The 12663-nt window shown below is 69.1% G+C and carries 8 protein-coding genes and 1 pseudogene; 4 read left to right on the top strand and 5 right to left on the bottom strand.

From position 1 onward, the window contains the following. Nucleotides 1-38: 38 nt before the first annotated feature. Complete coding sequence (locus tag ACYVD1_RS27020) at nucleotides 39-2087, bottom strand: hypothetical protein (protein WP_460777302.1); 2049 nt, start codon at nucleotides 2085-2087, stop codon at nucleotides 39-41. A 177-nt stretch (nucleotides 2088-2264) separates the two neighbouring features. Here ACYVD1_RS27020 and ACYVD1_RS27015 point away from each other — a divergent pair, with 177 nt between their 5' ends. After that, entirely contained in the window at nucleotides 2265-2993 is a 729-nt protein-coding gene (locus ACYVD1_RS27015) for a class I SAM-dependent methyltransferase (protein ID WP_460777301.1), read from the top strand. Beyond that, nucleotides 2990-3751, top strand: coding sequence for a class I SAM-dependent methyltransferase (locus tag ACYVD1_RS27010; RefSeq protein WP_460777300.1), 762 nt, complete (start codon nucleotides 2990-2992; stop codon nucleotides 3749-3751). The genes ACYVD1_RS27015 and ACYVD1_RS27010 overlap by 4 nt, the downstream gene beginning before the upstream one ends. 382 nt (nucleotides 3752-4133) lie before the next feature. On the opposite strand, the gene ligD is transcribed toward ACYVD1_RS27010, so the two are convergent. Next, the gene (gene ligD, locus ACYVD1_RS27005) at nucleotides 4134-5051 is read right to left on the bottom strand and encodes a non-homologous end-joining DNA ligase (protein WP_460777299.1); all 918 of its coding nucleotides are present in this window, start codon (nucleotides 5049-5051) and stop codon (nucleotides 4134-4136) included. A 429-nt stretch (nucleotides 5052-5480) separates the two neighbouring features. On the opposite strand from ligD, the gene ACYVD1_RS27000 reads away from it, so the two are divergent. Together ACYVD1_RS27000 and ACYVD1_RS26995 are read left to right on the top strand one after the other, a co-directional pair. Continuing rightward, on the top strand, nucleotides 5481-6566 hold the full coding sequence (locus tag ACYVD1_RS27000) for a TAXI family TRAP transporter solute-binding subunit (protein WP_460777298.1): 1086 nt from the start codon (nucleotides 5481-5483) through the stop codon (nucleotides 6564-6566). Nucleotides 6567-6713: 147 nt separating this feature from the next. After that, the gene (locus tag ACYVD1_RS26995) at nucleotides 6714-8819 is read left to right on the top strand and encodes a TRAP transporter fused permease subunit (RefSeq protein ID WP_460777297.1); all 2106 of its coding nucleotides are present in this window, start codon (nucleotides 6714-6716) and stop codon (nucleotides 8817-8819) included. A 170-nt stretch (nucleotides 8820-8989) separates the two neighbouring features. Here the strand turns inward: ACYVD1_RS26995 and ACYVD1_RS26990 are convergent, their stop codons facing one another. The 3 genes and pseudogenes from ACYVD1_RS26990 to ACYVD1_RS26980 all read right to left on the bottom strand — a co-directional run. Continuing rightward, entirely contained in the window at nucleotides 8990-9934 is a 945-nt protein-coding gene (locus ACYVD1_RS26990; RefSeq protein WP_460777296.1) for an electron transfer flavoprotein subunit alpha/FixB family protein, read from the bottom strand. Between the two features lie 33 nt (nucleotides 9935-9967). Further along, complete coding sequence (locus ACYVD1_RS26985) at nucleotides 9968-10747, bottom strand: electron transfer flavoprotein subunit beta/FixA family protein (RefSeq protein WP_460777295.1); 780 nt, start codon at nucleotides 10745-10747, stop codon at nucleotides 9968-9970. Between the two features lie 406 nt (nucleotides 10748-11153). After that, nucleotides 11154-12663: pseudogene (locus ACYVD1_RS26980) on the bottom strand (hypothetical protein); the annotation flags it as partial.

Raw genomic sequence — 12663 nt, 5'->3', positions numbered from 1 at the left:
CTGAACCGTGCGGCGTCCGGGGCGCCGCACGGTACTGGCTACTGGCCCTCGGCTGCCTCTTCCGCGTCCTCGGCCTCGGCCTCCTCTTCGGCGCTCTCCTCGCCCGCCTCGATGTCGCTCGCGGGCGACAGCGGACCCAGGGAAGCCCAAGTCACGCAGGTCTCCTCCGGCTCGGTGAACAGCGAGAACGACTCGTGCTGCTCCGTCACCGGCACGTACCAGAAACCGCCGTCCGGTGCTGCCGGGAGCTCCGTGTGGACCTCCTCGCCGCCCACCACGACGACCATGCCGGTGTCTTCCTCCGAGACGTATCCGATCGTGGCGACCTGCTCCATCCCGCCGACCTCCAGAACGTCCCAGGACATCAGCCCGTCCCAGTTGTCCATGCACTCCTGGTCGTCGCCCGGGACGAAGGCGTTCACCTGGCCGGGCGGCGCCGCCTCCACGAGATTGCCTTGCTCGTCGAACACGTACGCGCTCGGGGCCGGTTGCGGCTGGGACATCCGTTCGGCCACGTCCGGGTCGGCCAAGGGCGGCAGTACGTGCGAGCTGAGCCGCCGCGGCCCGTTCCACTCGATGACGACGTCGGTGGGCACCGGTCGGCTGTACAGGCCGGCGTCCTCGGGCACGTCCTCCAGTGAGGCGCGCACGTTGGCCAGGTACAGGTGCAGCCGGTCGCCGCTGAGGGTCTGGGCGTAGGTGTAGGTGGAGTAGCCCGCGGCGCCCGAGTACGCGACCGTCGCGGCGATCACGACGACCCAGGTGGTCCGGGCGGGATTGAGGAGCTGGATCCGTCGGCCGGGCCGCCGCTCCTCACCCGCGTTGCCCACGTACTCGCGGGCCCGTTCCTCACGGGTGGCGAGGAAGGCCAGCGCCAGCACGAGGGCGAAGATCAGCGCGGCGTCGGCGACGTAGCGCGGGTCGGCGCCGATCCCGCCGTGCGCCTGACCGCGGGCGATGATGGTCGGGACGGCGTCGACGAACACCAGGTAACCGAGCAGGAGCGCCCACGCCCGCCAGGCGTTGCGGCGCAGGCGGAGACTGGCGAGGACGGCCACGATGAGCGCCGCCCACGCGCCGAGCACCACCACCCCGGCTGGTTCGACCAGGCCGCCGGCCGGGGTCACGGGCCCCCATTGGAGGGGCCCGCCCACGGCACCGGCGGGGAACACCTCGCCGAGCATCCGCCGCACCATCTCCACGGACGGTTCCCACACGGGGATGCCCGCGCCCTCGGCGTCGTCGGCTGCGCTCTGCCGCACCAGGTAGAGGGCCAGGTAGCCGATGGTGGCCGCTACCAGCACCGACCAGAACGTCCGGTGCCGCCAGAAGGCGTACCGCGCCGCGCTGATCAGGCTCCCCGGGTACAGGAAGGCCACCGCCAGCACGAACATCAGCGAGGGCAGGAACAGCGCCTTGACCGAGAAGAGCATCCCGAAGGCCACGGCGCCGCCCGCCCACCAAGCGAACATGGGGAGGTCGGTGCGCAGGTAGCGGACGGTCCACAGCAGCGCCAGGACGATCGCCAGCTGGAGGGGGACGGCGTTGAGCGCGGCCGCCCACCAGCCCAGGACGGGGAGGGTCAGCGGCGCCAGCGCGTACACCGTCAGGGGGACGAGGATCGCCCAGCGGCGGCCGAACAGTTCCCAGAGGAGCCGGAAGAACGCCAGGATCGCGATGCCCTGGAGGGCCAGCATCGTGCCGGCGGAGGCCACCCAGTCGTAGGGCAGGAAGGCGGTCTGCAGGTACACCAGGAACATGGCGCCCGGCATGAAGTGGCCCTTGTGCAGGTCCAGCAGGTATTCGGGGGTGAGGTCGGTGGCGTGCGCCGCAGCGAAGAACAGGTAGTCGTCCTCCACGAAATAGGACTCGCTCAGGACGTAGATCTTGAGGAGCAGTGCGGCGAGCACCACCAGCACCCCCGTCTGGAGGATGCGGTCGTGTTCGAGCCGGCGCAGCGAGACGAGGCTCGAACGCAGAACTTCGCCGTAGGAAGGACCCTGCTCAGCGGGCTCCTCGACCGGTCGGCGTACCCTGGGTGCGCCACTGTCCTCCGGTTCACGCGCTGAGGGGGATTCAGGCGGCATCGGTACACTCCCCGCCGTATGGTTGGCCAACCCGGAAATGGGTGCCAGAATACAACACGTTCCACTTCTTTCTTTGACCGTTGTCGCAGGTCCTCATAGGCCGCACACCCAGAACAGGAACATGCTCCAGCCAGAGCGTTCCTGCGGGAGGTCACCAGCACCGTGGGGGTGATTCCGGTGGGGCTCGAACAGGTCCGCCGCGACTGGACCCGACTGGGTTCCACCGAGCCGCTGTGGGCGGTCTGCGTGGACCCGGACAAGCGTGGCGGCGGGTGGGGCGACGACGAGTTCCTCGCCTCGGGCCGCGCCGAGATCGACCCGGCCGTAGCCCGCCTGGACGAGCTCGGGCTCGCGCCCCGGCGCGGCCGCGTCCTGGACTTCGGATGCGGGGCCGGACGGCTCTCCAACGCCCTCGCGGCGCACTTCGACCGCGTGGTGGGCGTGGACATCTCCGCCCCCATGCTCGAGGAGGCGCGCCGACTGGACCGTTCCGAGGGGCGGATCTCCTTCGAGCTGAACGAGCGCCCGGACCTGTCGGCGTTCGAGGACGACTCCTTCGACCTCGTCTACACCGACCTCGTCCTCCAGCACCTGCCCACCGGCCTGGCCGAGGGCTACCTCCGCGAGTTCGCCCGCGTGGTGCGCCCCGGCGGGGCGCTGGTGGTCGGCGTCCCGGAGTCCGAGCGGCGCACCTTCAAGGGCCTGGTGTTCCGTTACGCGCCGTGGCCGCTGGTCGCCCTGGCCCAGCGGGTGCTGCTGCGCTATCCGGCCCCGATGCGGATGCACACGCTGCGCACCGAGCGCATCGCCGAGCTCCTCCCCACCTCGCGGATCGCGGCGTCCGACGAGTACTGGGGCGGTGACCACTGGCGCCACCTGCGCCACTACGTCGAGGTGGGCGCATGACGGCCACCGAGACCCGCTCTGACGGGACCGTGCCCTTCCGCGCCACCCTCGCCCGTTCTGTGGGGCTGTTCTCGGCCTTCCGCAAGGAGCAGACCGACCCTGCCTTCTTCTACGGCAAGCTCGCCCGCGACACCGTCGACCAGCTGCGCTCCTACACCCCGCTGGACGGCGAACTCGTGGTGGACGTGGGCGGCGGCCCCGGCTACTTCGCCGACGAGCTCCGCGCCTCAGGCGCCCGGTGCCTGTGTGTGGACTCCGACGCCCACGAGATGACGCTGCACGGCCGCGAGGCCGACTCGGGCGCCGTCCAGGGCAGCGCGCTCGAACTGCCGCTGCGCACCGGGAGCGCGGACGTGTGCTTCTCCTCCAACGTGCTGGAGCACGTACCGGACCGGACGCGCATGGCCGACGAGATGGTGCGGGTGACCCGCCCCGGCGGCCTGGTGTACCTCTCGTACACGCTGTGGCTGTCCCCCTGGGGCGGCCACGAGACCTCGCCCTGGCACTACTTGGGCGGCTCCTACGCGGCCGAGCGCTTCACGCGGAGGAACGGGCGCCGACCCAAGAACGACTTCGGCAGCACCATGTACGCCGCATACGCCAAGGAGATGGTGCGGTGGGTCCGCGACCGCTCCGACGTGGACGTGGTGGACCTGCGCCCCCGGTATCTGCCCACGTGGCTGAAGCCGATCGTCCATGTGCCCCTTTTGCGTGAGATCATCACCTGGAATCTGCTGATCGTCCTGCGCAAGCGGTGATCGTCTCTGACTGCCTCCCCGGCCCATCCGCACGAAGCGAGCCCCTGGCCCGCTCATCTCCGTCACCGCCATGCTGTGGTGGGGTCTGCGCGGATACACGGCGGAGTGACCTGGGAAGAGGAGAATCTGGCCCCCTACCGCTGCGGCATGGGAACCGCCGTCGGAGATCTCCTCTACCTTCCCGGGGGCGAGATCGCCGGAGTGCCGGGGTCGAACCCTCCTCACTGCCCGCGGGCGCCGACCTGGCCCCGTCCCCGCCGGGATCGCCGTGTCCTCCCCGCCAATCCGCCGACCCTCTACGAGAGCCCGTAGACCACGGGTGGTCCCGTTCGGGAAGGTCCACTCGGAACGCGGACGGCCCCGTTCACCCATGCCCGTCGGCCTACCCTTCCTGGCCTGCGCGGGGGCGCGGCACGACGCCGCCCTCCCGCCGGTCCAGCAGGGCGAGCGCGCGGCGCGGCGAGCGGGCGTGCCTGCGCATCCCCGCGAACGGGCACTCCTGCCGCTCCAGGTCGATGGCGAAGTCCCGCGACGAGGTGATCTGGTCCAGCTCCTCCCAGGCCACCGGGGTGGCGACCGGTGCACCGGGCCTGGCGCGGACCGAGTACGGCGCGACCGCCAGCTGCCCCGTCCCGTTGCGCAGGTAGTCGACGAACATGCGGCCGTGCCTGGCCGCCTTGCGCACCCTGGTGGTCCACTCGGCTGGGGCGCTGGCGGCCACCCGGTCGGCGACCGCCTTGGCCAGGCGCCTCACCTCCTGGTCGTCCACCTCGGGTCTGAGCGGGGAGTGGACGTGCAGGCCCCTGGACCCGGTGGTCATCACGTACGCGGTCAGACCGAGTTCGGCCAGTTCCTCCCGCACGCGCCAAGCGGCGTCCCGGCAGGACTCGAAGGCCTGTTCCCCCTCCCCCACCGGGTCGAGGTCGAGGACCATCCGGTCGGGCAGGCCCAGCCGCGGGGTACGTGAGGACCAGGTGTGCAGGCTGATCGCCGCCTGGTCGGCGCACCACACCAAGGCGGCGGGCTCCTGGCACTCCATCATCCGGCCGGAAGAGGTCCACACCGTGCGGATCCACTTGGGGTGCGACGGGTGCTGGACCAGGAAGCCGGGCCGGTCGATGCCCTCGGGGTAGCGCTCCAACGCGACCGGTCGGCCACGGACCAGCGGCAGCATCAGCGGCGCGATCCTGGCGTAGTAGTCGGCGAGGTCGGCCTTGGTCGCCCCGTCGGGCCCGAAGAGCGGCTTGTCGGCGCGCCTGACCTCCACCTTGCGCCGTCCCGCCCGCACCGTCGTCCGCATCGGCCGAGCCTCCTCCGGTCGGGTTCTCCGTCCGCCCGATCTACCCGGGCGCACCCCCTGAAAACCACACGGAACCTTTCGCAAAGGGCAAACGACCTCGGGCGTCATCGACCAAGAAGTTGGCCGGGCGGAACGAAGGGTCGGTGCCGCCCCGTGTCACCACGCATGTGTTATCCGACAGCACTCGCCTTGCACAAGAAGCCAGAGGTAACCCTGTGAATGCAGATCCATAGCGGAGTGGCAACAATTCACCCACTTCCCCCGGTCGTCATTTGCCATACCTAGAAAAACAGTCCGGAACAGGCGATCTTTGCGTTATGTCAACTTCCAACATGTGGCGTAGGGCACATGCCGGATGCCGACAGAACCTCCGGCTGACTGGATCACCCTGCCCTCCGGAGTGGCCGCACCGACCGCGCACGATCATCCATGAGGTGGACCCGACCGCGGTCTCCACCTCGTGTGCCCCGGGCTGACGAGGAGGACGTTGCCGTGAAACCCCTGAGGACCACAGCCATACTCGCGTCGGGAGTGATGCTCCTGACGGCCTGCGGAGAAGGCACGGACGAAGGTACATCGCTCCAGTTGGTGACCTCCGACGTCGGCTCATACGGATACCGCGTGGCGAGTTACATCGCGGACTACCTCAACCGGGACCTCCCCGACGGCACCGTCGTGACCGTCCACCCCTACCCGGACACCACCGCGGACATGAAGGCCGTCATGGACGGCGAGGCCGACATCGCCTACACCGCCGACATCGGCATGCTCGACTTCGTGAACGAGGGCGAGGCGTGGGAGGGCTACGAGCCGGAGGTCGGCGAGCTCACCCACACGTTCTACGCCTACCCCATGGAATCGTTCATGGTCACCAGCTCGGAGCGGGCCGACGACTTCGATTCCTGGGCCGACCTGGACGGCGAACCAGGCTTCTACACGCCCGCCGGGTACATGAACTGGATGAACTACGCCAACGTCTTCGACATCCTCGACTACGAGTTCAACCACGTCGAGATCGACTCCGGCGCCGTCGCCGACTCGCTGGACGGCGACTCGATCACGGCTGCGGGCGCCTACACCACCGCTGGTTCCTCCCTGCCCACCTTCTGGCAGGAGGGTGAACTCCTGGTGGACCTTGAGGCCATCCCGCTCAGCGACGAGGAGCTCGAGACCCTGGAGGAGGCCGGTCTGGAGACCGTCGCCGTCGACCCCGAAGAGGCCTTCAGCCAGGAGTTCGAGGCCGACGAGATCATGGGCGTCGCCATCCAGTTCGGCTTCAACGTGCGCGCGGACATGGACGAGGAAACGGCCCTGGCCATCCTCGAGAGCATGGAGGAGCGCGCGGACGAACTCGCGCAGACGGACCCCGGTTTCGAGCCGCTCGCCGAGGACTTCGTGGGTACCCAGACCGCCGCGATCGCCGCCGTCCCCGAAGTCCCGGTCCACCCGGGCCTGGCCACCTTCCTCCAGGAACGCGACGCCTGGGACGACTCCTGGGACATCGCAGAGGAGTAGGGCACCCCGTGTCCGCAGAGGGGTGCCCCGCTGCCACCGGAAACGACCCGGCTTCCGTCGTGGAGCGGGGCGCCCCGTCCCGCTTCCGCTCTCGACGGGCCCGGCGCACGCCGGGCCCGGTCCCCCAGCCACCGTGAGGACCGGACCTTGACCGCAGAGACCGACACCGCGTCCAGAGCGGCGCCGTACCGGAACCTGTTCACCGCAGCCAACCTGTACCTCGTCGTCGCGGTGATCCTGTTCCTGAGCCTGCTCGCGTACTTCTACACCGGGGCAGGCGGCGCCCGCCAGCTCGCGACCCGGCTGCTACCGCTCGCGGTCGTCCTGTGGGCACTGCGCTCCTATATCGACGGCGGCCCCTACCCCTGGTTCGGCAGGCAGTTCGGCGAGGTCGTGGGCCGTATCGTCAACCGGGGCTTCACCGCGTTCTACATCCTCACGGCGCTGACACTGCTCGCCTACTTCTGGATCGAGTACGACAACCTCGTCTTCGTCCGATCCGGTGCCTACAACACCATGGACGTGGTGATGGGCATCGTCGTCCTCGCCCTGATCTTCGAGATCTCACGCAAGACCCACGTCGTGCTGTTCGTGGTCAACGTCGTACTGGTCGCCTACGCGCTGTGGGGTTCCTACCTGGCGATCGGATCCTTCTTCTGGCACCCGGGCACGTCGCTGGAGCGCATCGTCACCTCGTCCACGGTGGAGTTCGCCACCGGCGTGTACGGCAGCTACACCCAGATGGCGCTCACCCTGATCGCCGCCTTCCTGCTGCTGGCGGCGGTGGCGAAGGGGTTCGGCGGCCAAGAGTCGATCATGCGCACTATGCAGCGGCTGGTCGGACAGCGGCGGCGCACGGTCCCGCTGACCACCGTGCTCGCCTCGGTGTCGGTGGGCATGGTGACCGGCAGCGCCGCGGCGAACGCGGCCGTCACCGGCAGCTTCACCGTCCCGCTGATGAAACACCACGGCCTCAAGGGCAAACAGGCCGGGGCGGTGGAGACGTCCGCCTCCATGGGCGGACTGCTCCTGCCGCCCCTCATGGCGGTCGCGGGCTTCATCATGGCCGACATCCTGCAGGTCCCCTACTGGGAAGTGGTCCAGCGCGGCTTCGCGATCTCGGCGGTCTACTTCATCACCCTGGCCCTGGCCGTCTACCTGGTCAGCGTGCGTCAGCTCGCGTCCGGGCGGGTCCCGCCTCCGGTGGTGCGACTGGCCCAGTACTTCAAGACCGGCCTGTTCTTCGGCGCGATCGTCGCCCTGATCATCCTGCTCGGCGTGATCGGCTTCGGGCCCATGCGCTCCGCCCTGTACGCGGGCACGATGCTCTTCATCGCGATGGTGGCGTTCTTCTACTTCGCCCGGTACATCCTGCGCGACGAGGAGCACCGGCAGCAGAGCCTCCTGCGCAACCTGCGCACGATGGTGGAGACCTTCGCCGAGCTCACCTGGTACTTGGTCGTGCTGATGGCCACCTTGGGCATCATGATCGGCCTGTTCACGCTGACCGGCTTCATCCTGCGTATGGGCTCGCTCATGCTGGAGGTCGGTTCGGTCAGCATCGTCCTCACCATCCTGATGGCCTTCGCCTTCGGGTGGCTGGTGGGTATGGGACTGCCTCCGACAGCTACCTACGTGATCGTGGCGGTGATCATCGTGCCGCCGATGATCCAGCTGGGCATCGACCCCTGGGTGGCACACTTCTTCGCCTTCCTGATGGCGATCTGGGGCGAACTGTCACCGCCGACGTCCCTGGCCGCGGCGGTGGCCGCACGGATCGCGGAAGCGTCGTTCATCATGACGATGTGGGAGGCGCTGAAGCTGTGCATGCCGATCATCATCATGACCTTCGGGATCTTCATCAGAAGCGACACGGTGGCGGCTACCGGTTGGCCGCAGGTGGTGGACACCGCGTTGCTCACAGTGGGGAGCTTGGCCTTCACGTTCGCGGTCCTGGGCAGGTACTTCCGGGTCCGGGTACTGGACACGGTGCTGCGGCTGGCGCTGGTCGGGCTGGGGACCGTGGTGCTCTTCCTGCCCGTGGACGGATTCCAGGCGGGGGCCGTGTTCCTGCCGGGGGTGCTGCTCCCGGTGACGACGGTGGGGGTGCTGGCGATGGTGGCGTTCGGTATCTGGCGGTGTTCCGGGGACCGGGCCATCTCGGAGGAGCGTGACGAGAGCCTGAGCGACACGCCTCCGCCGAAGTTGGATGCCATGGACGCGGAGTCGGAGGGCCCGAAGCCGATTCAGTAGAAGGGGCCGCTGCGGCAGGAGGAGATCAGGCGGGGGTCGAGTTCCGAGCTCGGCCCCCGTTATCTGTGGTTGAGGGAGGGTCTGCCGGGGTGGCGGCGCACGTTCTACCGAAAGCTGGCGCCCGGCCGGGAGGTCCCGGCCGGGCGCCAGCTCGGATGCGCGCAGCGCTACTACTTGCGCTTGTTGATCTCCTCGGTGAGCTGCGGGGCGACCTTGTGCAGGTCACCCACCACACCGAAGTCGGCGAGCTCGAAGATCGGAGCCTCGGGGTCCTTGTTGACCGCGACGATGTTCTTCGCGGTCTGCATGCCGGCGCGGTGCTGGATCGCACCGGAGATGCCCAGGGCGACGTACAGGTTGGGGCTGACCGTCTTACCGGTCTGACCGACCTGGAACTGGTTCGGGTACCAGCCGGAGTCGACGACGGCGCGGGAAGCGCCGACGGCGGCACCGAGGGAGTCGGCCAGGCCCTCGATGACGCTGAAGTCGTCGGAGCCGACGCCGCGGCCACCGGAGACCACGATGGCGGCCTCGGTGAGCTCGGGGCGCTCGCCCTTCTCCTGGACGACGCGCTCGACGACCTTGGCGCCCTTGGCGGCGTCGGAGATGTCGACCGAAACGGCCTCCTCGGCGGCAGCGCCGGCGGCGGCCTCCGGGGCGACGGAGTTCGGACGGATCGCGACGACCGGGACGCCGGTGGTGACGCGGCCGTGGGTGACGGTGGCGCCACCGAAGATGCTGTGCTCGGTGACGACCTCAGCGGTGACGTCGACGACGTCGGTGAGCACACCGGAACCCAGCTTCACGGCGGTGCGGCCGGCGATCTCCTTGTTCTCGGCGGTGGCCGAGACGAGGATGGCGGCGGCGCCCTTCTCCTGCGCGAGCTTGGTGAGCAGCTCGGCCTTCGGGGCGACGACGTAGTCGTTCACCTCAGCCGGAGCCACGTAGACCTTTTCGGCGCCGAACTCGGCCAGCGCGGCCTTGCCCGACTCCGCACCGTCGCCGACCCATACCGCGGCGGGCTCGCCGATGCGGCGCGCAGCGGTCAGCAGCTCGGTGGTGACCTTCTTGACCTGCCCGTCGACGTGGTCGACGAGGACGAGGACCTCAGCCATAATCCTTGAACCTTCCTGCGTCTCTCGTCTGACCTACACGAACTTCTTCTCGGCGAGGAACTCGGCGGCCTTGGTGCCGCCGTCGCCCTCGTCCTTGACGATCGTGCCCGCGGCGCGCGGCGGCGCGGCGGCGAAGTCGACGGTCTCGGTGGTGGCGTTGGCCAGTCCGACCTTGCCGGTGTCGATGCCGGCGTCAGCCGCGGACTTCTTGTCGACCGGCTTCTTCTTCGCCTGCATGATCAGCTTGAAGGACGGGTAGCGGGGCTCGTTGATCTTCTCCATGACGGAGACGACCGCCGGAAGCTGAGCCTCGACCACGTCGTAGCCGTAGTCGGTCTGACGCTGGATCTTGATGGCGCCGCCGTCGACGTCGACCTTGCCGGCCAGCGTGAGCTGGGGAAGGCCGAGGTACTCGGCGAGCGCGGCACCGATGACACCGGTGCGGGCGTCGGTGGACTCCGAGCCGAGGACGACGACGTCGAACTCGATGGTGCCCAGGGCCTGCGCGAGCGCGTAGGCGGACTGGATCGCGTCGGAACCGTGCAGCGCGTCGTCGTTGACGAAGACGGCCTTGTCGGCGCCCATGGACAGGGCCTTGCGGATCGAGTCCGTGGCCTGGTCCGGACCCATCGTCAGGATGGTGACCTCGCCGCCGTGCTTCTCCTTGAGGAGGAGCGCCTCTTCGATCGCGTACTCGTCGAGCTCGTTGATGACGCCGTCGGACGCTGCGCGGTCCAGCGTCTTGTCATCGGCGTTGAGCTTCCGTTCGGTCGCCGTGTCCGGGACCTGCTTGACCAAAACGACAATATTCATGGCCGGTGGCCGACCTCCCTGCACTCCCATAGCCGCCGTCAGGCGGGTGGGCGCTGGCGCGCCCCGTTACTGCCAACAATGCCGAATGCCGTTCGGTCATCCGACGGCGGGGTCGGCGTACACGTCTACAGCCGTCCCGCCCATGTGCTCATAGTCCAGATGTTACTGGCTAGTAGTTTATAGGCCAACCCGCGGCCCCACGTTCAACTTAGGAAACCCTAATCAATGGGCTTCCCGGTGCCGCTGCCGGGCCACCGAAACGGTGCCGACCAGCGGTGACGAGCCGGAGTGCGGAGACCCTTCTCCCACCTTAGTGACCTGGTCCACGTCCCTGACGGGCGCACCACCGCCAAACGGCGGTGCTCTCCCTCCCGCCGGGAGGGAGAGCACCCTTGGTCGTCTCCGGTCAGCCGATCCAGTCCGACGGTCCGCTGAACGGGCCCGTGGTCCAGATCGGGGCCGAGGTCAGGCCGATCGACAGGATCAGCATGGTCAGCAGGATGATGGCGATGACCACACCCGCGTAGATGTACAGGTTGGTGAAGCGGACCCGCTCCACCAGCCAGACCGCCTGGTGACGTGCCTCACGTCCGCTCGGCATGATGTAGCTCAGCAGGATCATCACGAACACCGCGAAGGCACCCGTGTAGTTGGCGCCCTCACCCGGCGCGTCCACGAGCGTCGCGTAGACCATCCCGACCAGGATGCCGCCGAGCAGGTAGATCAGGCCGAAGCCGACCGTGCGCGCGGCCATGCGGCCGAAGGCCCACGGGAAGCTGAGCGCCACCACCATGCTGTCCGAGGGGCGGGGCCCCCGGGTCTGGAGGCGCCGTGCGTGCTCGGCCTTGACCACGTCCAGCGCGCCCAAGCCCGCGATGATCACGATGCCCAGGACGATACCGATCCACGGGAACCACAGGGCCACCCCGGCCAGCGAGACCATGATCGGGATGAGGACCAGCGGATGCATCCGCCAGGACTCTTCGTAGTACTCGTCGTCGTATTCGTCGTAGTACTCGTTGGCCTCGCTGCCGCCGCGGAAGTAGTCGCCGAACCGGTCCCCGCCACCGCGCCGGAAGCGTCCGAGCAGGCCGCCGCGCTCCTCGTAGTCGTCCTCGTCGAACTCCTGCGTGTTCTCCGGCCGGTGGCCCTGCTGACCGACGGGGGTCAACACGTCCTGGAAGGCCTTCGGGTCCAGCGGGGAGTTGAAGAACTGGGTCTGCGGCGCGGCCTCCTGCTCGCTCTCGAGCTGGTGGCGGCCGGTCTCGGCCGGGTTGATCCGCTGGGTGCCCTGCACGTCGTCCGTGCCGGGCTGGATCCGCTGCGTACCCTGCGGGTCGTACAGGTCGTCCGAAGAGTCAGGGGTGATGCGCTCGGTACCGGCCATGTTGGCGAGGTCGTCGGTCGCCTCGTCATCGCCGCCCCAGCCGCCGGGGGCCGAGTAGGCACCGCTCAGGTCGTCCGTGGCCTCCTCGTCGGTACCCCAGCCGCCCGAACGGGCGTGGCTGGTCTGCGGGGACGAGGGGCTGCCCCAGCCGGTGGACCGGCCTCCGCTGAGGTCATCGGTCGCCTCGTCGTCAGTGCCCCAGCCGGTGGACCGGCCTCCGCTGAGATCGTCGGTCGCCTCGTCGTCAGTGCCCCAGCCGGTGGACCGGCCTCCGCTGAGATCGTCGGTCGCCTCGTCGTCAGTGCCCCACGCCGAGCCGGTGCCCGGGCGGCCGCCACTGAGGTCGTCGGTCGCCTCGTCGTCGCCGCCCCAGCCGCCCGAACGGGCGTGGCTGGTCTGCGGGGACGAGGGGCTGGCCCACGCGCTCGCTGTGCCGGACGGGGTGGGACCGCTTCGGGTGTGCGCGGGCCCCCAACCCTCACTGGCCCGGCCCGCGAGGTAGCCCGCTGCACCTCCGGCGGCGGCACCA

It is taken from the genome of Nocardiopsis nanhaiensis (assembly GCF_054778635.1).
This window is presented reverse-complemented; position numbering and strand designations above follow the sequence as displayed.

Coding starts and splice junctions, on each gene's coding strand:
- ACYVD1_RS27020 (WP_460777302.1), bottom strand. CDS start 2,087: ATGCCGCCTGAATCCCCCTCAGCGCGTGAACCGGAGGACAGTGGCGCA.
- ACYVD1_RS27010 (WP_460777300.1), top strand. CDS start 2,990: ATGACGGCCACCGAGACCCGCTCTGACGGGACCGTGCCCTTCCGCGCC.
- ligD (WP_460777299.1), bottom strand. CDS start 5,051: ATGCGGACGACGGTGCGGGCGGGACGGCGCAAGGTGGAGGTCAGGCGC.
- ACYVD1_RS27000 (WP_460777298.1), top strand. CDS start 5,481: ATGAGGTGGACCCGACCGCGGTCTCCACCTCGTGTGCCCCGGGCTGAC.
- ACYVD1_RS26990 (WP_460777296.1), bottom strand. CDS start 9,934: ATGGCTGAGGTCCTCGTCCTCGTCGACCACGTCGACGGGCAGGTCAAG.
- ACYVD1_RS26985 (WP_460777295.1), bottom strand. CDS start 10,747: ATGAATATTGTCGTTTTGGTCAAGCAGGTCCCGGACACGGCGACCGAA.